Here is a 22,330-nt window from a genome sequence, read left to right as displayed (position 1 = left end):
TAATCAGTTTGCCAAGCGAAAGGAAGGTAACGCGAGCGGGAAAGCCGGTTAGATGTTGTGGGTATTGAACGGACCAATACGCACCAGGTTTTCCGGGTCGTGCTCGCCTCCAAGTTGTTCGGTCGAAAAGTATTCACGGCTGTTCAGAGGGGCCTGCCAGCGCCCTGCCAGCCGTTGGAACAAGCCCCATGAGGCTTGATTGTCGGGCGTGATCGTCGTTTCGAGGTGGTGTACATCGGCCAACTCCGGGCGGGACATGATGGCCTCTACCAGGCGGCGCGCCAACCCGGTTCCCCTCGCCTTTTCACCAACGGCCACCTGCCAGAGAAAGTAGGTATCCGGGGCGTTGTCCTTTACATAGCCGGACACAAAGCCGACGACCTCACCTTCTTCATTGGTCGCGACGGCACAGGTATCCCTGAACTGAGTGGCTAGCAGGAGATAGGCATAGGCGGAATTCACATCCAGCGGGGGGCATGCTTTGATCAGCTCATAGACCCCCCAGCCGTCTTCGGCGTTAGGCTTGCGAATATATAGCGGGGTGTCCGCATGACCGACAACGGCATCGGCAATGGTCGGTCGGGCCAAGTCTGCTGAAGGCGTAAACGGCGGTGTTGGGGTGCTCATGGTTATGCTTCGCTGTTGCGATTTTAGATGTGATTATAACAGCTGCTTATGAGCAGTTCAAAAATCATGTTATTCAACTCCCTATATTCGATAATTATTTATTATACGAGCAGCCTGTTCATGGCGAACCTTGGGCAGCCACCTCCTCTTCTGACCAGGATAAGTTTAGCCCAAAGGAGATGATTGCCCAGGTCCTATTGAAACGCCACTAGCCCCGTGAAGGCGCACGCATCGTGACAAATTCTTCCGCGCCGGTGGGATGAATCCCGACCGTATTGTCAAAGTCTCGCTTGGTTAATCCGGCGCGCACCGCGATGGCAATTCCCTGGATGACCTCCCCCGCGTCGTCACCGACCATGTGGGCGCCGACCACCACATCGGTCGCATCATCCACCACGAGCTTCATCAGAGTACGTTCCTGGCTGCCTGACAGTGTATGCTTCATGGCCCGGAAGTCAGTCCGGTAAACGCGAATGACGCCAAACTGTGCCCGCGCGGCTTCTTCTGAGAGGCCGACCGTGCCAATGTTGGGGTGGCAGAAAACAGCTGTTGGCACGCGAGTGTAGTCCAGGGGGGCGGGCGCCGGGCCACCGAAGTGGTGGTCAGCTAATTGCATGGCTTCCGCAATGGCGACCGGGGTCAGTTCGGGCGTATCAATCAGGTCCCCGAGGGCAAGAATAGACGGGACCTCAGTTTCAAAGCGTTCATTGACCGATAGCTTGCCCTGCTCGTTCAGCGAAAGACCTACCGATTCCAGGCCCAGTCCGGACACGTTGGCACGACGCCCTGTAGCAGCCAGAACGACATCCACTTCAAGGGTATCCCCATTGGTGAGCGCAACCTGGTAGCCAGTGTCAGTTTTCTCGATTGTCTCGATATTGGTATCAAAATGGAGATGGACACCTTGACGATCCATTTCCTGACGCGTGAACTCACGCACCTCGTTATCAAAGCCTTTCAGGAATAGATCACCGCGGTAGATCAGATGCGAATTGCTGCCTAAACCGTTAAAAATACTGACAAACTCAACGGCAATATAGCCACCGCCAAGAACAAGAAATCGCTCGGGCAAACGTTCAAGATCAAAAATCTGGTTGGAGGTCAGCGCGTGCTCATTGCCAGGGAAGGTTGGTACCCAAGGCCAGCCGCCGGTGGCCAGCAGTATGCGCTCGGCCGTCACATGCTGCTCGTCGCCCTGCTGATCGGTAATCACTACCGAGTGCTCACTGTCCAGGCGGGCTCGCCCGTTATAGAGGTTGACGCCTGCCGTCTCCAGCAAACGCTGATAGATGCCATTGAGCCGTTTGATTTCGCTGGTTTTGTTGTCCCTTAGCGTCGCCCAATCAAAACGCGCCTCGCCGGGCAGCTGCCAGCCGAAGCCACTGGCATCATCGAATGCGCTATGGAAATGGGACGCGTAGGCGTAGAGTTTTTTGGGCACGCAGCCGACGTTGACGCAAGTGCCGCCAAGATACCGATCCTCCACGATCGCGACCCTGGCCCCCTTGGCAGCGGACATACGGGCCGCTCGTACGCCGCCGGAGCCGGCACCAATTACCAACAAGTCGTAGTCGTAACCTGTAACCTCTGACATTTCAATCTCCTATATCGTCAACACGGCGAATGTTGACCCGCTGTCGAGAGAAGGTTAAAAACCTTCCTCTGGTTAATGTGTATGCTGGCCGTCATGACTAAGAATGAGCATGCCGGGCGTAATGATGGAAAAAATGAGTAATCGGAGACCCAATGTCTGACCCTATTGAGACGTTACTAGAGAACAATCGTGCCTGGGCGAAGCGCATGTGCGATGAAGACCCTGATTACTTCAAACGACTATCAGAGCAGCAAAATCCTGATTATCTCTGGATTGGCTGTTCTGATAGCCGGGTGCCCGCCAATCAGATTATCGCTCTGCCCCCCGGCGAGGTGTTCGTCCATCGCAACGTCGCCAACCTGCTGCATCATACCGATATGAATGCGCTTTCAGTGGTGCAATTTGCTGTGGATGTGCTCAAGGTCAGCCATATCATGGTGGTCGGGCATTACGGCTGCGGTGGTATCAAGGCAGCGGTAATGGGTGGCGAATGCGGTGTCGTCGACTACTGGCTACACTCGGTTCGTGAGCAGTACAATCAACATCGTCGTTCACTTGAACACCTCACACTTGACGAGCAAATCGACCGCATGTGTGAGCTCAATGTGAAAGCGCAGGTCAATAGCCTGTGCCGCACCAAAATACTTCAGCGTGCCTGGCAGCGCGGTCAGCAGATTTCGGTTCATGGTTGGGTCTATGGCTTGAGCGATGGACGCGTAAAAGACCTCAATTGCACCATCGACGGCCTTGAACAGGTCGAAACGTTATACCGCATTGACCGTCTGCAAACCGACGACTGACGACCTATCGCCCGCGGATGCTGCGGGCGATAGTAACAGCCAGCCCCTTACCCTATAGGGCAGCTGACGCCTGTTCCCTTAATACCGCAATAGCCATTGGGATTTTTGTATAGGTATTGCTGATGATACGCCTCGGCATAATAAAAAGCGTCCAGCGGCTTGATTTCAGTAGTGATATCGCCTTTTCCTGCGGCGTGGAGCGCCTCCTGAAACACCTTGGCACTTTCTTCGGCTGCCTGATGCTGCGCCGCTGTCGTCGTATAAATCGCTGAGCGATACTGAGAGCCTACGTCATTACCCTGGCGATTTTTTTGGGTGGGGTCGTGCTGCTCCCAGAAAATATTCAGCAGGGTCGCCAGTGATACCTGGCTCGGGTCGTAAATAATTCGTACGGCCTCGGTATGGCCGGTCCGCCCCGTGCAGGTTTCTTCATAAGTCGGGTTGGGCGTTTGCCCACCGGCATAACCTGCCGCCGTCACATAGACCCCGGGCAGATCCCAGAAAAGGCGCTCCACGCCCCAGAAACAGCCCATGCCGACAACCAGTTCCTCAGTCTCTGGGGGAAAAGGCGGGTGCAGTGGATGACCGTTAACGGCATGATGATCACTGGTCGCAATGGGTGCCTCACGACCCGGCAGAGCGGGCTCCGCCTGGCGAGTGGCATTATGGGTGTCAAATATAGACATGCTGCTTACCTCATTGCTGATCGAAAATGGTTGGGTTACCAGAGCGGCTGAAGGTGTAGATCAGGTCCACTGCCTGGTTGGCCCCGGAAACTGCCTGCACATAAAGGTTGCGCCACAAAGTGTAGCGTAACGTTAGTTCTGCAATGGGGGAAAAAATTCCCACCCCGTAACTGATCCGGATATCGTCAGTCAGCTGCCCACTCAATGCCACCTGACTATCTTCACCGGAACCTGCCGTATCCAGTGTCAAATCATCGATGCCAAAGGCCTCACCGATAGAGCCAACCGCCCCACCCGTGCGGCCCAGCGACATGCCAATCAGCGCGGTGGTCAACGCGCTGTCGACACCGCCGCCTGAGTCCTCAGGGGCGCGCCCTCTCAATATATAGGAAAGCGCACGGCTCTCATTCATGGCGGGCTCGGAAAAAATGGCAATATTCGGCTGTTCGGCGTTACCCGTCACTCGGAGACCGGCAATGACATCGTCCTGGGTCACCTCCGGGTTGCGTATGGCCTCAAAGTCGAGAACGGGCAGCCCAGGTGGGCCGCTGAATAACAACTGCCCCCGGCGAATGAGCAGGTCCTGGCCAAATGCCTGAAAACGGCCGTCGACCAGGTTGACCTCGCCAAATAGCTGTAGCGAACCGCTATCCTGACGAATTTCTAATGTGCCTCCCAGCCGAGATTCCAGCCCATAGGCTGTAATCCTCATGTCGCGACCTAACGTCAGGGTAATTAAAACATCCAACTCCATGCCCTCACTGGCTAGCTCATCCGCTGCACTGGGGCCGTCTTCGCCACGTTCTGCCTGGCGGCGTGCCTCCTCTGCCGCCTGCCGATCCTGGCGCTCGGTGATAATCACTTCGTCAGGGCTGGGTGAGATGGCGGACGACGGCAAGTCTCCCACTTCCAGGCGACCCCATGGCAGGTCGACGTTGCCGCGAACCTGTAACCGTTCGGGGGTGACGCGTACACGAATATCCGGCGCGGCTTCCAAACGCCCAAACTGCGGCAATACCACCAGTATCGGCGATTGGGTTGCGTTGAGGTCTACGCCCACTCGCCAGTCGTCATCCGCTGGCCAACGGGCATTTCCTTCAATATCAAGCTGGCCTCGCTCGGCTGCCAGGAACCCATCAATCGTCCCTTCTTCGCCGTCGAACCTTATGGTGACCTCGCCATCCTGTACATCCACAGGAATATCAGGGCCATTCACCTGGATGCCAAGTAGCGCAAGCTCGCCCTGCAAGTCCGGCTGGGTGGTGGTGCCAGAAATATCGATGCGGCCATTCAAATCCCCCGCAAGCTGCTCAAGGGATACCACCATGGGCTGATACGGGGCCAGTGATACGCCATTGGCTTCAAGCGAGCCGGACAGCTCACCTGCGCCGAGTGGGTCCAGGACCGACAGCGCCAGTTCGATATCCCCCGCCTCTTCAAGCGATAGCAGCACCCTGCCATCCGCCTCGGCCTGGGTAGCGGATACCTGAGTATCCAACGAGATGCGAGGCAGCTCGACGGGCTGGCCATAATCATTGACCGCTGTGACCGCCAGTTCACCAAGCACCTCGGCATCGGCTTGCCAACGCTGGCCGCCCTGGCTCCATTGAGCGGCCAGGTCCGCGGTGGTATCACCCTCGACCTGCCACTCTTCAGGTAACCAGGGTTCCAGCGCTTCGATAGGAATATCACGCACGCTAAGCGCCGCCTGCCCCTGGTCAGGTGATGCAACCATTGGCCGGTCAGCGCATACCCGGCCACCCTGCTCGCGAACCAGACAAAACGGCGCCAAACGGGCCTCACTGCTGGCAAGGTCGAAAACGACATCAAGCGGAGCTTCCAGTCGGATATCGCCTCCCCCGGTGTCGATTTCCAGCGGTGTGAGACGCGCCTGGTAGCGCTGAGCCGTCTGGTCCAACTGGCCGTTGAGAGTGAGCACAACACGTTCCAAGGCGCCGTCCGGCTGACCATCCACATTGATATCCAGTTGATGCGATGACAGCCGTCCATCCAAGGTCAGATTTGCCGCGGCGAGTGTCTGACCACCGGCAACCAGGTTCTCGAGACCCAGTGAAACGTCCAGTTGCGGGTCCTCCAGCCCTTCCACATTGGCGTTCAGGCGTAACTGCTCGATGCGATTTTGCGCAAACCTTAGCGCTTCGCCGTTGAGCGTTGCCTGAAGCTGGGGCTGTTCCAGACTACCCCGAGCTTCAATGTCGCCGCGGATCGTGCCAGCAAGATCAGGGGAAAGCGTTTGCAGCTCGCGCAAATCAATATCGGCGTCCACGGCGAGTTCGTCAGGCTGTACCGAACCGCTCGCCGACAAGCGGTTTTCTCCCTGACGAAAGCGCAAGCGCTCAATGTTGGCCTGCAAGTCACTGTTGGCATCAAAAGCAGCATCCAACTGCAATGGATAGTCACGCAGGTCGCCGTTCAAGCTCAAGTTCGGTACATCGACCAGCCAACGTGTGCCCTGCTGACGAAGGGTGAAAGCGAGCTCGCCATCGATATCGCCTTCTAACTGGTCGACAAACAAGGCCGGATCAAATTGCTCGAGCCCTACCTGGGCATCCACCGTCAGCGGGGAGGTCCAGTCGACACGGCCTTCGCTTGTCAACTGGCTATCGCCTGCGACCAGCGTCAACGGCTGCCAAATGAAATGTGCCATGTCGCCTTGGCCGTTCACTGCGACGTCGGTTTCGGGCAGCCCCGGGCCTTGCGCCTTCAGGCCCAGCTGAAGTTGATAAGCGTCGAGGTTGCCGCTGACCTCCAGGTCAAGATCGTCGATAATGAACCCTTCGCTTGACGGTGCTTCTTCTTCGTCAAGCGCTGCATTGGTTTCAGGCAGCGGCCATGTCAGTTCGTCACTTTGCAGACGCGCCTGAAATGGAAGCGCCGGGTCCAGGGCATTCACCTGGCCTTCCAGTGCCGCGGTAATGGCTCCTTGGGCGTCAAGCTGTGCCGTCAACTCGCTCAGGTTACCCGTCAAATCAAGCGTAAGAGACTGACCATTCAGTGCCGGTAACGGCTCCTCCAGAAACAGCGTGGTTTCAGCCCGTAATTCCAGCGGATAGTCGTCACGTAGTGCAACATTACCCGCCAGGTTTAACGTCGCATCGGCAGACGCCACCTCGAAATGCTCGATCACGACGTCACTTCCTCGGGTTTCCACCCCGAGACTCAACCGTTCGACGAGATAGCGAAAGCGCCCCGTGACTTCGATATCGTCAACCGTCAGCGTGGCAAGCCGGATATCGACAGGCAGACTCACTTCGGGCAGTTCGATGGGAGAAGGGTCTGAAACCGTCTCATCACTGGCCGCGGCACCGGGCGTTTCAGCAGGCGGATTTTGTAACGCGATGGTGGCATCAATGGTCGCGGCGGTTAATCCTGCCTCGCCCTCTGCTGGTGCCAGGCGCTCCCCCGCTGACGGCGGCAAATAAAGCCGAGGGTTTTCCCAGTGCGTCGGGGCAATATCGACACGTCCCGCGCTTGCCTTTACCGAGGTGCGAAAAGAGGTCCAGGCGAACCGGGTACCATCGGGTAGTTGCAGGGCAACATCGTCCAGCACCAGTTCCCTGAGCTCGACAGGAAAGGGAAAACTGAATGGGGATGCCCCCTCTGAGCCTCCCGCCTCTGCAGGCGTTTCTTCACCACTGCCGCCAGACAGGCGGATATCGGCACCTTCCAGGCGTAACGTATCCAGACACAGCTTGCCGGACAGGACGCAGTCATCCGCCCAGGCAAGTTCAAGCTCGTCAATCCGAACTTCTGCACCGGCTGCGTCGAGCCGAAAACCGCTAAGCTGGAACTCATCGAGCACACCGCCCACGTGTTCTTCAACGCTGAACCAGCCTCGGTCCTGGCCCTGGGATAGCAATACGCCGGTTCCCCACGGCGAAAGCGCCACTCCCAACAATAAAACCACAGCGCCAATCAACCATAGCGGAAGCAGCAACAACAGTCGCAGGGTACTCCAACACAACAACCACAGGCGGAAGCGACGTGTCAGCGCTCGACGACCAGTCGCGGGCGTTTGGGTAGCTTGAGGCACATCGCTCTCCTAGAATTCGGGTCCAATCGAAAAGTGCAACCGCCAGCTATCGTCGGCGTCGTCAAACGGATGCGCCACATCAAAGCGAACAGGGCCCACCGGGGAGACCCACCTCACCCCTAAACCCGCACTTTTTTTCAGATCAGCGGGGCCCCAGTTGTCAAAGGCATCCCCGGCATCGACAAAGGCGGCTCCCCACCATGCACCGGTGACACGGCGCTGGTATTCGAGGCTGGAGGTGAGTTTTTGCTGGCCACCGCGCAGTTTACCTTCGTCGTTACGAGGCGAGAGTCCTTCGTAGGAATAACCGCGTACGCTGCTATCACCACCGGCAAAGAACCGCAGCGACGGGGGAACCTTATCGAAATCTTGGGTTTCGATGGTCCCGACACTGACGCGTGCCAAAAAGCGGTTATCGTCGCCGTAGGTACGAATCCATTCGGTATCACCCGTGAAGCGTAAGAACTTGGCGTCCGATCCCCATGCCGGGTCAGAGTACTCCACCGAAAACTGCTGTCGATCGCCCCACAGAGGAAAGCGCTGAGGCCGGGTGCGCGTGCGTGACCATTGAATACCGGGGTAGAATAACCACACTTGATCGGCCTCTCCCCCTTGGTTGAAATCCTCATAGGTAGTTCGAAAATACAGCGACTGTACCCAGTCATTGTCGAACTCCCAGCGCCGAGCGATTTCCACGGTACCTTCCAGCGAGTCGGTATCGCCGTCATCGACGTTGCGGACACCGTATTGCAGGCGATAGCTGTCACGCAGCGGGTCCTCAAGGGGAACGTCGTAGACGCCGGTAAAGCGCTGCTCGGGCGCTGACAGGTAGAGATCGTGATCCAGGCTATGTCCATAGCGGTTAATCCACGGCTGGTCCCAGCCGAACCGTAACCGTGGCCCCACGTCAGTGGCGAAACCTATGCCTGTTTCAAACTGGTGTCGGTTGGCAGGCTCCACGCTGACATCGATGGGCAAGGCTGTATCGTCGTCGGACTGCTGCGTGCTCAGCGCGCTGGCAAGTGCCGCACTGGTAATTCTTGGGCGCTTCGGTTGTGATTCGGTCGCCGATACCCACCAGGGGTCACCACCGCCAGGCGGGGCGAGTGTCAGTTCTTGAGCCGTTTCCAGGCGCGGTTTGACGGATACGGAGCTAAACCAGCCGGTCTCGGCGAGCCGTTGGTTGAAGCGCGCCAGGGACTCAGCCAAATAGGGCTCATCTTCCTCATAAGTGCGCATCTGCTGCAGACGCTCGGGTTGAATGTGGCTGCCGGTGATCAGCGTTTCGCCAAACCGGTAACGCGGGCCACTGTCAAAATCCATATACAGCCGGGCACTTTGCAAGTAGGGACGCACCTCCATCCGGCGATCCGTGAACCCCCAGTCAAAATAGCCACGTTCAATGGCCAAGCCGGAAAACTCTCCCCGCAGCCGGTCCCAGGGCGCATGACGCAGGGTATCGCCCTCTTTCAAGGGGAATCCCTCTAGCGCCTCTTTGAATGGCTTATCCTGAGCGGCGTCTCCGAGGATATTGATATCCAGTGTTTCGATGGTGACCTGAGGCCCTGGCTCGATAGTCAGGCGAGGTCTCCCTTCGGCAGGAAGATCAATGGAAATATCGGGTTCGTAATAGCCGTAAACGCGCATTGCCTGTTGGGTGCGTTGACGGATCTCACCCTCCAGACGGGTTTCGGTGTATTCGTCTTCTTCGATATTCTGCAGATAGGCGCGGATGTTGCCCGCCACCTCGCCCTCCACGCCTTCAAGGGTGGCGTCTAGTGCCCATGCGGCGGATGCCGCCACTCCTAGCGGCAAGGTTACGAGGTTTGCGATGACTGTTGCTGAAAGCCATTGCCGTTGTCTTCCCATACATTTTTCCTAACCTGATCATCGGCGTGCTGCCTTTCAGCCAGTCGTGTCAATCAACGCAACATTTCAAGCTGTGCACTGAATGCCAGTTGCGCTTGGCGAACTTGGCGTACATCATTTTCCAGCTCGTCCAGTCGCTGTGACAATTGGCTCTCTAGTGCTTCGTTGTCGCTCCTTTCACCCTCAAGCTCGCTTAGTGAGGCCTCAAAGCGTGACCACTGTTCTTGTCGCTCGGCGTCGCGGGCGTTGAGGCGTTCGTCAATATCATTTGCCAGGTCGGCAACTGACGTTTCCAGTGCTTCAAGCGCCTCTTGGCTTTGAGACTCTACATGAGCGATTTCCTCGGCTAGCGACCTACGTCCCGATGTTCCGGCTTCTTCCAACGCATCCAGCGATGCTTGGATGGCGGCAAGTTGGCTATCGCGAAGAGCCGCCCGCTCACGCTGGTCCTCCAGACGCTCAAGCAACGGATCAATCGTGTCACTGGCAATAGTGCCTTCGTTCTCGGTGAGTACATCGTAAAGCTCATTCCGAGTATCCGTTAGCGCGACCGACAATTGTTCCTGTTCTTGAAACAAGGTGCTCATCTGAGCTTGGACAAAGGTTAACGTATCTTGTACATCACTGTCACCTGAGTCCAGACGGGCGTGCATGTTTGATACCTCGCCACTGACACGCTGCAACTCCTCCTGAAGCCGCTCGCGCTCCAGGTACAGCCCTATCGCGGCTGCCACCAATAGACCAATTAACACAAACATGCACAGCCAGAGCGGCCATAGCGACGGCCCCTTACGGTGTTTGACATGCTGAGATGCAATACTCTGATCGGCATCCGGTACAATGCGCGAAGATGGGGCTCTATCGGACATGCAATTTCCTCACAACGACGTTGGATCGGCGCGCCGACCTATTCCTCGATACTTTAAGCCACAGCTGGCCACAAATTCAGGGTCATAAATATTCCTGCCGTCCAGTATCAGCTTATCGCCAAGCTGTGAAGCCAAGCGTTGCCAGTCGGGATTCCAGTAGGTTTTCCATTCTGTTACCAACATTAACGCATTAGCACCTTCACAGGCATCGTACGGGTTATCGACAAAGGTAACCAAATCATTCCTTGGACCCACAGCCGCCTTCAAAGCAGGCGTAGCCGCGGGGTCGTGAAGCTGGACGTGAACCCCCTGCGCCCAAAGTGCGTCCAGCAACGTCAGCACCGGCGCATGGTCAATCCGGGCGGTACCGGGTTTAAAGGCGGCGCCCCAAATGGCAATCGTCTTCCCTTCAAGCGCTCCGCTGTAGTAGGACCAAAGCTTGCGAAATAGCGTCTCTTTCTTCTGTTCGTTGATATCGAGCACGTGCTCGAGCAAGGCTGATTGCCGCCCGCTGGCAACCTGCACGTCGGCAAGCCTCATCAAATCCCGCGAGAAGCTTGGCCCGCCAAAGCCGCATCCTGGATAAAGGTATTCGTACCCGATACGTGAATCGCCCCCCATTCCCTGCCGGACATGTTCCACATCAACGCCCAGGGTATCCGCCAACCCGGCAATTTCATTCATGTAACTGATGCGCGTGGCCAGCATGCCGTTGATGGCCAGCTTGGTTAACTCAGCGGCACGCGTGGGCATCACCTGAAAAGCATCACGGCGTCGGTTGAAGGCTCTCAGTAACTCGCGTAGCTTTTGCTCGGCCAGTGAATCATCACAACCCAACAGCCAACGACCAGGGCGTGTAAACGACTCCCAGGCGCGTCCCTCTTCCAGCGTATCTGGCAAGGCAACACCCAGAGCGCATTCCCCCGTCAGGTGCTGTAAGCGTTCGGTTTCACCGACCGGAAAGGTCGAGTTATTGACCAGCACGCTCCCTGTCTGCCACGTCAACGCGGGGTGCTGGAGCAAACCGGCTGCCGATTCGCGCTGTGACGGTGAAAGCGCTAACCACAACACATCCACAGCCAGCTTTGCTTCCGGCTGGGCAATAACCGTTAAAGCGCCAGTCTCCAGAGACTGTTGTATCTGTTCAACGAGGTGTGGTTCGCGGCGTAGCCAGTTCTCGTTGAAAAGCGTCGACCATGGAGTATCCCCATGGGGAAGCCATGTCACCACATGGCCCACGGAGGACAGCGCAGCCGCCGCGGTTGCGGTGCTTAATTCACTGCCGTACAGGAGCACCCGCATCGTTTATCCTCCCTGATGATAGCGTGCGAGCAGCGCTTTAAAATCATCACCCAAGTCAGGGTGCCTGCGAGCATAGGCCAGCGTCGCCTCCAGGTAGCCCAGAGGTTGTCCGCAATCGTACGTCGTCCCCCGCATACGGTAGGCCTGAACGCCCTGCTGCTCACGCAGCGTTTCAATAGCGTCGGTGAGCTGAATTTCGCCCCCCGCACCGGGCGGTGTCTTGGCAAGTATAGGAAAAATCGCGGCGGGCAAGGCATAACGGCCGATGACCGCCAGGTTCGAGGGTGCCTGGTCACGCGCAGGCTTTTCAACCATGCCGAGCAGGTCAGCAGAGCATGAGGGAGCTGGCACCTCACCTGCAGGGGCGACAATGCCGTATTTTTCCACAAGCTCCCAGTTGACTTCCTCGACCATCAGTTGCGCGGTGGCGTGCTGCCCGTAGGCCTCGAGCATCCCTTGCAGATCACTGCGCGACGTGTCGCTGTTGTCTACCAACACATCCGGCAAAAGCACTGCAAAGGGCTCGTCGTCACCAATAATTGGCCGTGCGCAAAGAATGGCATGCCCAAGCCCCAGGGGCTCACCCTGGCGAACACTGATGATATTGACATCATCAGGCACCATTGCCCTGAGCGAGGCCAAGAGATCGTGTTTGCCCTTTGCTTCCAGGCTCGCTTCCAATTCAGCATGGGTGTCGAAATGGTTTTCGATGGCGCCCTTGTTACTGCTGGTGACAAACACGATATCGCGAATACCCGCCGCAATCGCCTCTTCGACCACGTATTGAATGACCGGCCGGTCCACAATGGTGATCATTTCCTTGGGAATGGCTTTGGAAGCGGGCAAGCAGCGGGTACCAAACCCCGCAACAGGCAGTACGGCCTTACGAATCATAAGAGGTCCTTTTCATGCGTTCCGGCTCAGGAGTGGTTAGAATGCCTATCATACTGAACGCGCGGTGGGTTTCCAGTTCGCCGTTAGACTGCAAGTATCAGGCCACGGTCTTTCCCATGCTTGCTCACTGTTGATGGAGTCAAAACATGTCAGCGACACCAAAGGATAGCACTGCTCACCAATATCAAGGCAATGTTGATAACGCCGAAGTGGCGAAATTTGAAGCACTTGCCAGTCGCTGGTGGGATCCGCAGAGTGAATTTAAACCCCTGCACGATATAAATCCCTTACGACTCGACTTTATCGATGCCAGGGCCGGGCTGGCGGGCAAGAAAGTGCTGGATGTTGGCTGCGGCGGCGGCATTTTAAGCGAAGCCATGGCGCGACGTGGTGCAAAGGTGACCGGTATTGACCTGGGTGAAGCACCATTGGGAGTCGCCCGCCTGCATGCGGAAGAGCAAGGCGTGACGGTTGACTACCGCAACATCAGCGTGGAAGCACTGGCAGATGAACAGGCAGGCCAGTATGACGTCGTCACCTGCATGGAAATGTTGGAGCACGTTCCGGACCCGGCGTCGGTGGTGCGTGCTTGTGCGGCCTTGGTGAGACAGGGTGGCTATGTGTTTTTCTCTACCCTTAACCGCACGCCGAAGGCGTACGCCTTTGCCATTCTAGGTGCCGAGTATGTGCTGAAGCTGCTGCCTCGGGGAACGCATGACTATGCGAAATTCATCCGCCCCTCCGAAATGGCAGGCTGGAATCGACAGAGCGGCCTGGAAGTGCGCGAACAGATCGGCCTGACCTACAACCCCCTGACCCGACGCTATCGGTTGGTTGAAAACGATGTTTCGGTCAATTACATGATGTACTGCCGTAAGGTGCATGCGTAATGCCTGTCTGCTCATCGCCTTGCGCCGTACTGTTTGACCTGGACGGCACCCTGGTGGATACCGCACCGGACTTAGCCGTCGCTACCAATGCGTTGCGTCAACACCACGGCTTGGCACCGTTGCCGTTCGCCACCATTCGTACCCAGGTTTCAAACGGCGGTAACGCCTTGGTGAGCCTGGCACTGGGCGATGACCTTAGCGTCACGCATCAGGCGGAGGCTCGTCAGTTTTTGCTGGACGCCTATGAAGCCTCGGTTGCGGTTCACAGTCAGGTATTTTCACCGCTGGACCAATGGTTAGATGCCTGGCACCAACAGGCGCGCCCTTGGGGGATTGTCACTAACAAGCCCCGGCGTTATACCACGCCATTGCTTGAAGCCCTGGCGCTGGCCCCCGGTGCTCTGCTTTGTGCAGATGATCTGACTGCCAAGAAACCCGACCCCTTGCCCCTGCTCGAGGCCGCTCGACAATTAGGTGTCAATCCCCAGCACTGCTGGTACGTTGGCGATCATCTGAGGGATATGCAAGCTGCCCGGGCAGCCGGTATGACCGCGGTGGCGGTGGGCTACGGGTATATCGCGGAAGACGATGATTATCGTCGGTGGCCGGCACACTGCTGGTATCAGCAGTGTGCCGAGCTGGTCGATGCGCTGCCTGACATCGCTTGAAAAGCCTTAAACGTCAAGTCTGCCGGGGTGGTTGCGCATCGATTTTCTGACCGTGGGTGCCCGCACTGTCGGGGCCCATCAACCACAGATAGGTGGGCATAATGTCGTCAGGCGTGCGCAAGTTGGCGGGGTCTTCACCGGGATAAGCATTACGCCGCATTTGCGTCCGGGTAGCGCCTGGGTTAAGGGTGTTGATGCGCAGGTGGGGCTCGTTATCCAGCTCGTCGGCCAATACTTCCACAAAGCCTTCTGTGGCAAATTTAGACACGGCGTAGGCCCCCCAGTAGGCACGGCCTTTGCGCCCGACACTGGAAGAAGTAAAGATGACCGACGCATCATTGGAGCGCTGCAACAACGGCAATAGCGCCTGGGTCATCCAGATGGGGCCGTTGATATTGACCTGCATGACCTGCTCCCAGAGCGTGGCATCATACTGCGCAAAAGGGGTAATCCGACCCAGTAGACCGGCATTGTGCAGCAGACCATCCAGACACCCGAACTCCTTTTCTAGGGTGTCGGCCATATCGTGAAAATCCTTGAGCGTCGCGCCCTCAAAATTGAGCGGGAAAATGGCCGGCTGGGGGCCACCATCCGCCTCTATTTCATCGTACACACGCTCTAGCTTGGCAATGGTGCGGCCAAGCAGGATTACCGTCGCACCGTGGCGGGCGTAGCTGAGTGCCGCCGCACGACCTATACCGTCACCTGCCCCAGTGACCAGCACAACACGGTCACGGAGCAAATCGGGTGCTGGCTGATAATCAATTTTACATGTCATCGCAGACCCTCCTGGCGGCTTTTGTCATCAACTGCTCTGGCGAAGAAAGTCATCGGCCAGCCCCGCCGCACTGCTTTGTGGGTAATCATCCTGCACTTTTTCAAGCAGCGCACGACTTTCTTCCGCTTCGCCCTGCCGGGCCTTGACCAAGCCAAGCTTGTACAACGCATCCGGTACCTTGCTACTACCGTCATAGTTATCAATCACGCGGGTGAATGCTTGTTCGGCGGCATCCAGTTCGCCTTCCGCGGCATACAACTCTCCCAGCCAGTAATGGCCATTGGCGGTCAGGCTGGTATCCGGATAGGCTTCCACAAAGGCTTCAAAGGCGTCGATAGCCTCACCGAAGCGGCGCTCCTGCACGTGAGCAAATGCATCCTGGTAGGCCTGCCTGGCTTCATCACTGACGTCGCTTACGGAGGGTGCATTGGCCACTTCTTCAGCGGCTTCCGGTTCAACCTCGGGTGTTGATTCCTCGATCTGATTTTGGCCACTGCTCATCAGACGGTCTTCAATATCCAGGTACCTTTCCTGCGACTGACGACGAAGTTGCTCCATTTGATGGCGCAGCTCTTCAATTTCACCCCGTAGACGCTGAATTTCCCGCTGATGCTCCTGCACCGTGTTGAATAATGCAAGGCTTCCGTTGGCACCTCCGCCCTGGGTTTGGGCTTGTTCATAAAACCCGCCGCCCGAACCTGACAGATCTTCGACAACGGGTTGTTGGGCAACACTGACAAGGGGCAATACGGATAGCGGGAGCACCAGGGCTCCCGCACCGCACAGCCTCTCAACGTAACGCTTGAGACTGTGATTCATGATGACTCCAAAATAACAGGTACTAATGCGCGTTAATCACTACGCGGGTCATCAATAATTGAACACAACGCGACGGTTTTGTGAATACGCCGCTTCGCTGCTGCCACGCTCGGCAGGCCGTTCTTCCCCATAGCTCACCACGCTCATCTGCGAAGACGAAACGCCTTGAATGTTCAAAAAGCGCTCAACGGCCTTGGCGCGTCGCTCGCCGAGGGCCATATTGTATTCACGGGTACCGCGTTCATCGGTATGCCCGTGCAAGACGACGTTGACATCCGGATTTGAACGCAGGTAGCGCGCGTGGGCCATCACCACAGATTCGTATTCGCTTTTAATCGTGTCGCGATCGTAATCGAAATAAATGGTTCTGACATCGGGAATACGCGAGTCGGCTTGTTGACTACGGTCAGCGCCTGAGGTTCCGCTGCCGTACTGACCGCTCGTTCCGGTGCCCGAGGTGCTACTGGCGCTTCCATTGCGGCCATCCTGGCTGCCATAGGAATCACCGTCTTGAGTGCCGCCGGTGCTTGAACAGCCTGCGATAACGGCAATAGAAAGCGCGACGGCCAATGAGCGAACCAAGGGTTTAAGTTGCATAATCAGACTCCTTGCCTGAAAACATGAATGGATTTCATTCGTTTAAAAACGGTGACCATGCGGGGTCACGCACATCACCTTGAGCGGCGGGTAACCTGAATGACGAACGGCCATCGGCAGAAACGGCACTCAGCACCCCATTGTTACCCTGTTGGGTAGCGAAGATTACCATGGTCCCGTTCGGCGCAACACTAGGCGATTCATCCTGAGTTGAATCACTCAAGGTGACCAGGCGACCGCTTTCAATATCCTGACGAGCGACCTGGAAACCACGGTCGGAACGGTGGATCAAAAACAGGTTTTCACCATCCGGCGAGAAACGCGCCCGGGCATTGTAGTTACCCGTGAAGGTCATACGCTCCGTTTCACCGCTACCAAGCGTTTGCTGGTAGATTTGCGGCCCACCGCTACGGTCAGACGTAAACACCAGACGACGACCATCCGGTGACCACGCAGGTTCAGTATCGATACTGTTGCTATCCGTGACGCGAGTTAACGAACGATCGGCGATTTCCATGATATAGATATCGGGCTGGCCGTCTTTCGACAGGGACATGGCCAATCGGCGGCCATTTGGCGACCATGCTGGTGCCCCGTTAATCCCCTCAAACGATGTAATCCGCGCACGATTGCCGCTACTCACTTCCTGAATATAGATCTCCGGGCGTCCACTCTCGAAAGATACATAAGCGAGCTTGCCACCGTCCGGTGACCAGGCAGGCGACAAGATCGGCTGGTCGGAAGTTAAAATCTGCTGGCTGTTGCGCCCGTCTGCATCGGCCACGTAAAGACCATAGTCCGTGCTATCGCCAACTCCTTGGGCGGTGACATACGCAATTCGCGTTGAGAAGGCACCGCGAATATCGGTAATCTCTTCAAAAATCTGGTCGCTGATATAGTGAGCAGCACCGCGCAGGTCATTTTCACTGGCCGTGACGGTTTCGCTCATCATGCGCCGCTGCCCGCTGATGTCCATCAGGTCGTATTGGATTCGATAGCCGCTGTCTGTCCGTTCGGCCCTGCCAACCACCAGATAACGAACATCCAATGAGCGCCAGGTGCTGTATTGAACATCGTCAGCCTTGCTCGGCTGCTCAAACATCGAGCTGCGATCCAGTGGATCAAAAAAACCGCTGCGATCGAGATTGTCATGAATGATTTGAGCGACGTCTTCGGGCATACCCGCCGAGCCCTCGAACGGCACCACGCCTATGGGTAGCGCCTGGTCACTGCCGCGAGTAATTTCAATGGTCAAATTGGCGTTGGCGACCGTACTCATCGCCAGTAACAGACAGAATAGCCATACCTTGCTTATGGTGTGCATCAGCGAACATCCCCCGGGGTAAATCGCAGATTGAATTGACGTAGATTGCGCTGCTGACCGGTCGGCAGCTCACGCAGTTCGACGAACGGTGCCGCATGTTCGATTGCCTGCATCGCCGACCGATCAAAGTTGCCATCGCCGCTTGACGACACCACCGACGTGGTCAGCACTTCGCCTGACGGCCCTAACCTGACTTGAAGCGTAGCACTCATCGAGTCGCTTGCACCTGACGGAATAATCCATGCCTGCTCCACGGCGCGCTTAACAATCGTCAAGAAGCTATTGGCCGCTTGCTCGGCTTGCTGAGCCTCGGCGGCGGCCTGGGCTTCACCTTCCAACTGCCGCTGCATGGCGGCTTCCGCCTCCTCCTGGCGGCGCCGCTCTTCAGCCTCACGCTGGCGCTGGGCCTCGGCCTCGGCTTCTTCCTGACGGCGTTGTTCTTCGGCTTCACGCTGACGTTCGGCCTCGGCCTGAGCTTCTTCCTGGCGGCGCTGTTCTTCGGCTTCCCGCTGGCGCTGAGCCTCGGCTTCTGCCTCTTCCTGGCGACGCTGTTCTTCGGCTTCCTGCTGGCGCTGGGCCTCGGCTTCTGCCTCTTCCTGGCGACGCTGCTCTTCAGCCTCACGCTGACGCTGGGCCTCGGCTTCTGCCTCTTCCTGGCGACGCTGCTCTTCAGCCTCACGCTGACGCTGGGCCTCGGCTTCGGCTTCTTCCTGGCGGCGTTGCTCTTCAGCCTCACGCTGACGCTGGGCCTCGGCTTCGGCTTCTTCCTGGCGGCGTTGCTCTTCAGCTTCACGCTGACGTTCGGCCTCGGCTTCGGCCGCTTCCTGAAGGCGCTGGGCCTGCGCTTCTGCTTCTGCCCTGGCGGCTTCCAAGGCTTGCTCTTCGGCGGCAGCAGCTTCAGCAGCTTCCCGTGCAGCCTGCTCGGCAGCGGCTTGCTCTTCCGCGGCGGCTTCTTCGGCCGCCGATGTATCGGGTTCTTCTACTGTCGCATCTTCCTCAGCCGCTTCCATGGCAGCTGACTGATCATTGGCCTGCTGAGCCCGGTTGGTGAACGCCTCGGTACTGATCAGGGTCGCCTGCACAATCGAAGATGAATCTGGCTCGGCGTCACTATCTGGCCATTCAATCAACGAGAACAGCACGATCAACAAGTGCACGGCAATCGCAAAAACCGCCGGCCATAGGTAGCCAATGTCTTGAGGATCACGAGGTTTTTTTACAGCCATGCCCTGTGCGTCCTTACTCATTCTGTGGCGGCTCAGAAATGAGCCCCACATTGGCTACGCCCGAGCGCTGCAGGCTACTCATCAACACGACCACTTCGCCATAAGCTACATTCTGGTCGCCACGCACCATCACTGGCGTATCAGGCCGCTGCTCTATAATAGCGCTGACCCGGCGAGTGATATCATCGGCAGAGACCTGGGTCGAATCATCTCCAAGACTGAGGTAGTACTGTCCTTCGCGGTCGATGGAGATAATGATCGGATCGTTGTCTTCCTGGCTTTCGATTGGCTGTGAACTGACCTGGGGCAGTTCAACGTCCACGCCCTGATTCAACATCGGCGCGGTAATCATGAAAATGACCAGCAACACCAGCATGACATCGATAAAAGGGACAACGTTGATCTCGCCCATGGGCTTACGCTGCCCGCCACGTTTAAACGGTCCTTGCATGGGGTAACTCCCTTAGCTTGACGCGCTGTCACGCCCTTGCAGATTGCGGTGCAAGATAGCGTGGAATTCTTCGGCGAAATCTTCGTACTTGCCCAACAGACGACTGGCGTTGTTGGAAAGCCGGTTGTAGAAAATCACGGCTGGTATCGCAGCGAAAAGGCCCATCGCCGTGGCGATCAACGCCTCTGCGATCCAGGGAGCGACCGTCGCCAACGTGGCTTGCTGGGTCATGGATAACGACTGGAAAGACCCCATGATGCCCCACACGGTACCAAACAGGCCTATATAGGGGCTGGCTGAAGCCACCGTGGCGAGGAAAACAAGGTGTTGGGTCAGGCGGTCTTCCTCGCGTGACCAGGCGACGCGCATGCTGCGCTGAACACCTTCAAGAACGGTTGCGGTACTGCGTGTTTTGGGCATCAGGCGATTGAATTCACGAAACCCTGCCTGAAAGATGTGCTCGGCCCCGTGGCGCGGATCGTCGGCCGGGATGTCCCGGTAAAGCTCATTCAAATCAACGCCCGACCAGAACGTTTCTTCAAACTGGGTATATTCTTTTTGCGCCCGGCGCAGGGCAATGCCGCGTTGAAAAATAACCACCCAAGAGAGAATGGACCCTACGGTTAACAGCAACATGACCAGTTGAACCACGATGCTGGCATTCATAATCAGGTGCGGAATAGACATGGCATTATCGTTCACAAGTGCCCTCATCAATCATCAGTAAATGTGGTGTTAGGAGCCCGCATTGTTCGTTACATAAGCGATTTGAGCGCAGACGGCCATGCCATCGGGCGCAGATCCTGCGCATTCAAGCACGCTATCTCGACCGTGGCGGCGCAAAGACGTTCATTTTCCCGCCATACCTGCTGCTCAAATGTCATCCGGCAGCGGCCAACGCTGACGATATCGGCACTTACGTCAAGCGCATCGTCCAGCCGTGCAGGCTTGGTGTAATGACAGGACAAGCGATATACCACTAGCTGAGTGCCTGCGTCCAGCAACGTTTGCTGGTCGACCCCCAAGGATCTCAGCCATTCACTGCGGGCTCGCTCCATAAACTTCAGGTAGTTAACGTAGTAGACAATACCACCCGCGTCTGTATCTTCCATGTAAACGCGAACCGGGAAACGCAGCGGCGGGTTCATGGGCGCTGCTCCCCCTGGGCTTCAATGGAAGCTTCGTGAGGAACGCGTTCAAAATGCAACCAGGCCTGCCGCGTGACGACGCGCCCGCGTGGCGTCCGCATCATCAGCCCCTGCTGGATCAAATACGGCTCGATGACATCTTCAATGGTGTCGCGCTCCTCACCGATGGCGGCTGACAGCGAATCAACCCCTACCGGCCCACCGTCGAATTTATCGATCATGGCCAGTAACAGCCTGCGGTCCATATGATCCAGTCCATGGTGGTCCACATTAAGCATGTTCAGCGCTGCGTCTGCCAGGCTTGCATCCACGGTGCCATCGCCCTTCATTTCGGCGTAGTCGCGCACGCGGCGGAGCAAGCGGTTGGCAATTCGCGGGGTGCCTCTTGAGCGACGGGCAATTTCAACGGCACCGTCATGATGGGTTTCAACGCCAAGCAACTTGGCTGAACGGGTCACGATCTCTGTCAGCTCGGTCAGGTTATAAAACTCGAGCCGTTGGACGATGCCAAAACGATCGCGTAACGGCGAGGTGAGCAACCCCGCTCGAGTCGTGGCGCCCACCAGCGTAAAGCGGGGCAAATCCAGCTTGATCGAGCGTGCGGCAGGCCCCTCACCAATCATGATATCGAGCTGAAAATCCTCCATCGCCGGATACAGGACTTCCTCGACGACGGGCGACAAGCGGTGGATTTCATCGATGAACAGAACGTCCCCAGGCTCCAGGTTGGTGAGCATTGCCGCCAGGTCACCGGCACGCTCGAGCACCGGGCCCGACGTCGATTTGAGTCCTACGCCCATTTCCGTGGCAATAATGTTGGCCAGGGTGGTTTTGCCCAAGCCTGGCGGACCAAACACCAACGTATGGTCAAGGCTATCTTCACGCAGCCGGGCGGCGCCAATAAAAATCTCCAACTGCTCGCGAACGCGGGGTTGGCCAATATAATCCTGGAGCCGTTTGGGGCGAATCGCATGGTCGATGCGACCTTCACCTTGCTCTGGCTCAGCGGCAATCAGTCGATCGTGCTCTAGCATAAGCGTTCATTTACGTCCGTGGTTGTACGCGTTCAGCCCTTCATGCGCTGGGTAAGTGCCGCCTTGATGAGGGCCTCGGTCGACAGAGAGCAGTCAAGGTCGGCCAGCATTTTCGTGGCCTCGGTCGGTTTGTAGCCAAGACTAACCAGTGCCGACTCGGCGTCCGCCAAGCTGTTGCGGGATTGGGCAGCCTGTCCATTGGCGGCTTCCAGGGGAAGCGTGGTATCACGGCCATTTTCCCACTCAGGGAAGCGATCCCGCATTTCTATGATCAATCGCTCGGCGGTTTTTTTACCCACGCCTGGGAGTTTGGTGAGCGCCTTGCTGTCATCATCGCGTACGCAGCGCATAAAAGCGTCTTCATCCATACCGGATAAGATGGCCAAGGCCAGTTTGGGCCCCACGCCATTCACTTTGATCAGGGCGCGAAACAGGGCACGTTCATGCGCGCGCCCAAATCCATAAAGCAGATGGGCGTCGTCCCGGATAGTGAGGTGCGTATATATAAAAACGCTTTCGCCAACCGGCGGCAGCGCTACCAGGGTTGTCATCGACGTTTCCAGCTCGTAACCCACGCCGTGTACATCCACCACAATCCATGGCGGCTGTTTCTCTATCAACTGGCCTTGAAGCCGTCCAATCATATTTATGCTCGCGCTAAGCCAAACCAGTCGCCACTATAAAGCCACTCTGTACAAGT

General features: G+C 57.2%; 21 protein-coding genes. 3 read left to right on the top strand and 18 right to left on the bottom strand.

Annotation, left to right across the window (positions count from 1 at the left end; all coding sequences use genetic code 11):
* Positions 1-48: 48 nt before the first annotated feature.
* Together ectA and gorA are read right to left on the bottom strand one after the other, a co-directional pair.
* A complete protein-coding gene (gene ectA / locus ADS46_RS12375) occupies positions 49-627 on the bottom strand; it encodes a diaminobutyrate acetyltransferase (RefSeq protein WP_066320558.1) in 579 nt (192 codons plus the stop codon).
* Positions 628-835: 208 nt separating this feature from the next.
* On the bottom strand, positions 836-2,221 hold the full coding sequence (gene gorA / locus ADS46_RS12370; RefSeq protein ID WP_066320557.1) for a glutathione-disulfide reductase: 1,386 nt from the start codon (positions 2,219-2,221) through the stop codon (positions 836-838).
* 152 nt (positions 2,222-2,373) lie between these two features.
* On the opposite strand from gorA, the gene can reads away from it, so the two are divergent.
* A complete protein-coding gene (gene can, locus ADS46_RS12365; RefSeq protein WP_066320556.1) occupies positions 2,374-3,021 on the top strand; it encodes a carbonate dehydratase in 648 nt (215 codons plus the stop codon).
* A gap of 47 nt (positions 3,022-3,068) precedes the next feature.
* Here the strand turns inward: can and msrA are convergent, their stop codons facing one another.
* Genes msrA through galU form a run of 6 tightly spaced genes read right to left on the bottom strand, consistent with a single transcriptional unit; the run spans position 3,069 to position 12,695 of the window.
* Positions 3,069-3,707 (bottom strand): peptide-methionine (S)-S-oxide reductase MsrA, encoded by a 639-nt coding sequence (gene msrA / locus ADS46_RS12360; protein ID WP_066320554.1) that lies wholly within the window; start codon positions 3,705-3,707, stop codon positions 3,069-3,071.
* 10 nt (positions 3,708-3,717) lie between these two features.
* The gene (locus tag ADS46_RS12355) at positions 3,718-7,761 is read right to left on the bottom strand and encodes a translocation/assembly module TamB domain-containing protein (protein WP_234346824.1); all 4,044 of its coding nucleotides are present in this window, start codon (positions 7,759-7,761) and stop codon (positions 3,718-3,720) included.
* A 9-nt stretch (positions 7,762-7,770) separates the two neighbouring features.
* Positions 7,771-9,630 carry an autotransporter assembly complex protein TamA gene (locus ADS46_RS12350; protein WP_066320553.1) on the bottom strand — a complete coding sequence of 620 codons (1,860 nt, stop codon included), beginning with the start codon at positions 9,628-9,630 and terminating at the stop codon, positions 7,771-7,773.
* A gap of 53 nt (positions 9,631-9,683) precedes the next feature.
* Positions 9,684-10,499, bottom strand: a complete 816-nt coding sequence (locus ADS46_RS12345) for a hypothetical protein (protein WP_066320552.1) — start codon at positions 10,497-10,499, stop codon at positions 9,684-9,686.
* Between the two features lie 9 nt (positions 10,500-10,508).
* On the bottom strand, positions 10,509-11,801 hold the full coding sequence (locus tag ADS46_RS12340) for a nucleotide sugar dehydrogenase (RefSeq protein WP_066320551.1): 1,293 nt from the start codon (positions 11,799-11,801) through the stop codon (positions 10,509-10,511).
* A 3-nt stretch (positions 11,802-11,804) separates the two neighbouring features.
* Positions 11,805-12,695, bottom strand: coding sequence for a UTP--glucose-1-phosphate uridylyltransferase GalU (gene galU / locus ADS46_RS12335; RefSeq protein ID WP_066320550.1), 891 nt, complete (start codon positions 12,693-12,695; stop codon positions 11,805-11,807).
* A 146-nt stretch (positions 12,696-12,841) separates the two neighbouring features.
* On the opposite strand from galU, the gene ubiG reads away from it, so the two are divergent.
* Positions 12,842-13,585: a bifunctional 2-polyprenyl-6-hydroxyphenol methylase/3-demethylubiquinol 3-O-methyltransferase UbiG gene (gene ubiG, locus ADS46_RS12330; RefSeq protein ID WP_066320549.1), complete on the top strand. Its 744-nt coding sequence runs from the start codon at positions 12,842-12,844 to the stop codon at positions 13,583-13,585.
* A complete protein-coding gene (locus tag ADS46_RS12325; protein WP_066320548.1) occupies positions 13,585-14,253 on the top strand; it encodes an HAD-IA family hydrolase in 669 nt (222 codons plus the stop codon). The genes ubiG and ADS46_RS12325 overlap by 1 nt, the downstream gene beginning before the upstream one ends.
* A 13-nt stretch (positions 14,254-14,266) precedes the next feature.
* On the opposite strand, the gene ADS46_RS12320 is transcribed toward ADS46_RS12325, so the two are convergent.
* The 10 genes from ADS46_RS12320 to ruvA form a co-directional block, all read right to left on the bottom strand.
* Positions 14,267-15,031 (bottom strand): YciK family oxidoreductase, encoded by a 765-nt coding sequence (locus ADS46_RS12320; RefSeq protein ID WP_066320547.1) that lies wholly within the window; start codon positions 15,029-15,031, stop codon positions 14,267-14,269.
* A gap of 27 nt (positions 15,032-15,058) precedes the next feature.
* Positions 15,059-15,850, bottom strand: coding sequence for a tol-pal system protein YbgF (gene ybgF, locus ADS46_RS12315; protein ID WP_066320545.1), 792 nt, complete (start codon positions 15,848-15,850; stop codon positions 15,059-15,061).
* A gap of 51 nt (positions 15,851-15,901) precedes the next feature.
* Positions 15,902-16,447: a peptidoglycan-associated lipoprotein Pal gene (gene pal, locus ADS46_RS12310; protein ID WP_066320544.1), complete on the bottom strand. Its 546-nt coding sequence runs from the start codon at positions 16,445-16,447 to the stop codon at positions 15,902-15,904.
* A gap of 34 nt (positions 16,448-16,481) precedes the next feature.
* Positions 16,482-17,771, bottom strand: coding sequence for a Tol-Pal system beta propeller repeat protein TolB (gene tolB, locus ADS46_RS12305; protein ID WP_066320542.1), 1,290 nt, complete (start codon positions 17,769-17,771; stop codon positions 16,482-16,484).
* Positions 17,771-18,997, bottom strand: a complete 1,227-nt coding sequence (gene tolA, locus ADS46_RS12300) for a cell envelope integrity protein TolA (protein ID WP_156524509.1) — start codon at positions 18,995-18,997, stop codon at positions 17,771-17,773. Before tolA ends, tolB begins: the two co-directional genes overlap by 1 nt.
* 13 nt (positions 18,998-19,010) lie before the next feature.
* Positions 19,011-19,448, bottom strand: a complete 438-nt coding sequence (tolR, locus tag ADS46_RS12295; RefSeq protein WP_066320537.1) for a protein TolR — start codon at positions 19,446-19,448, stop codon at positions 19,011-19,013.
* Positions 19,449-19,460: 12 nt separating this feature from the next.
* Entirely contained in the window at positions 19,461-20,135 is a 675-nt protein-coding gene (gene tolQ, locus ADS46_RS12290; RefSeq protein ID WP_234346823.1) for a protein TolQ, read from the bottom strand.
* A 68-nt stretch (positions 20,136-20,203) separates the two neighbouring features.
* Positions 20,204-20,596: a tol-pal system-associated acyl-CoA thioesterase gene (gene ybgC / locus ADS46_RS12285; protein WP_066320534.1), complete on the bottom strand. Its 393-nt coding sequence runs from the start codon at positions 20,594-20,596 to the stop codon at positions 20,204-20,206.
* On the bottom strand, positions 20,593-21,630 hold the full coding sequence (gene ruvB, locus ADS46_RS12280) for a Holliday junction branch migration DNA helicase RuvB (RefSeq protein WP_066320533.1): 1,038 nt from the start codon (positions 21,628-21,630) through the stop codon (positions 20,593-20,595). The genes ybgC and ruvB overlap by 4 nt, the downstream gene beginning before the upstream one ends.
* A gap of 32 nt (positions 21,631-21,662) precedes the next feature.
* Positions 21,663-22,274 carry a Holliday junction branch migration protein RuvA gene (ruvA, locus tag ADS46_RS12275; protein ID WP_066320532.1) on the bottom strand — a complete coding sequence of 204 codons (612 nt, stop codon included), beginning with the start codon at positions 22,272-22,274 and terminating at the stop codon, positions 21,663-21,665.
* Between the last annotated feature and the right edge of the window lie 56 nt (positions 22,275-22,330).

This window comes from Halomonas sp. G11 (assembly GCF_001663515.1).
In the GTDB taxonomy this organism is placed as follows: domain Bacteria; phylum Pseudomonadota; class Gammaproteobacteria; order Pseudomonadales; family Halomonadaceae; genus Vreelandella.
Note: the sequence above shows the minus strand (reverse complement) of the source record. Positions and strands in the feature narration are given on the sequence as shown.

Excerpts from the sequence above, each read along its gene's own strand:
- ybgC (WP_066320534.1), bottom strand. The coding sequence starts at position 20,596 with ATGAACCCGCCGCTGCGTTTCCCGGTTCGCGTTTACATGGAAGATACA.
- ectA (WP_066320558.1), bottom strand. The coding sequence starts at position 627 with ATGAGCACCCCAACACCGCCGTTTACGCCTTCAGCAGACTTGGCCCGA.
- ADS46_RS12345 (WP_066320552.1), bottom strand. The coding sequence starts at position 10,499 with ATGTCCGATAGAGCCCCATCTTCGCGCATTGTACCGGATGCCGATCAG.
- ADS46_RS12325 (WP_066320548.1), top strand. The coding sequence starts at position 13,585 with ATGCCTGTCTGCTCATCGCCTTGCGCCGTACTGTTTGACCTGGACGGC.
- can (WP_066320556.1), top strand. The coding sequence starts at position 2,374 with ATGTCTGACCCTATTGAGACGTTACTAGAGAACAATCGTGCCTGGGCG.
- ruvB (WP_066320533.1), bottom strand. The coding sequence starts at position 21,630 with ATGCTAGAGCACGATCGACTGATTGCCGCTGAGCCAGAGCAAGGTGAA.
- tolQ (WP_234346823.1), bottom strand. The coding sequence starts at position 20,135 with ATGTCTATTCCGCACCTGATTATGAATGCCAGCATCGTGGTTCAACTG.
- pal (WP_066320544.1), bottom strand. The coding sequence starts at position 16,447 with ATGCAACTTAAACCCTTGGTTCGCTCATTGGCCGTCGCGCTTTCTATT.
- ruvA (WP_066320532.1), bottom strand. The coding sequence starts at position 22,274 with ATGATTGGACGGCTTCAAGGCCAGTTGATAGAGAAACAGCCGCCATGG.
- tolA (WP_156524509.1), bottom strand. The coding sequence starts at position 18,997 with ATGGCTGTAAAAAAACCTCGTGATCCTCAAGACATTGGCTACCTATGG.
- msrA (WP_066320554.1), bottom strand. The coding sequence starts at position 3,707 with ATGTCTATATTTGACACCCATAATGCCACTCGCCAGGCGGAGCCCGCT.
- ADS46_RS12350 (WP_066320553.1), bottom strand. The coding sequence starts at position 9,630 with ATGGGAAGACAACGGCAATGGCTTTCAGCAACAGTCATCGCAAACCTC.
- galU (WP_066320550.1), bottom strand. The coding sequence starts at position 12,695 with ATGATTCGTAAGGCCGTACTGCCTGTTGCGGGGTTTGGTACCCGCTGC.
- ubiG (WP_066320549.1), top strand. The coding sequence starts at position 12,842 with ATGTCAGCGACACCAAAGGATAGCACTGCTCACCAATATCAAGGCAAT.
- ybgF (WP_066320545.1), bottom strand. The coding sequence starts at position 15,850 with ATGAATCACAGTCTCAAGCGTTACGTTGAGAGGCTGTGCGGTGCGGGA.
- tolB (WP_066320542.1), bottom strand. The coding sequence starts at position 17,771 with ATGCACACCATAAGCAAGGTATGGCTATTCTGTCTGTTACTGGCGATG.
- gorA (WP_066320557.1), bottom strand. The coding sequence starts at position 2,221 with ATGTCAGAGGTTACAGGTTACGACTACGACTTGTTGGTAATTGGTGCC.
- ADS46_RS12340 (WP_066320551.1), bottom strand. The coding sequence starts at position 11,801 with ATGCGGGTGCTCCTGTACGGCAGTGAATTAAGCACCGCAACCGCGGCG.
- tolR (WP_066320537.1), bottom strand. The coding sequence starts at position 19,448 with ATGCAAGGACCGTTTAAACGTGGCGGGCAGCGTAAGCCCATGGGCGAG.
- ADS46_RS12320 (WP_066320547.1), bottom strand. The coding sequence starts at position 15,031 with ATGACATGTAAAATTGATTATCAGCCAGCACCCGATTTGCTCCGTGAC.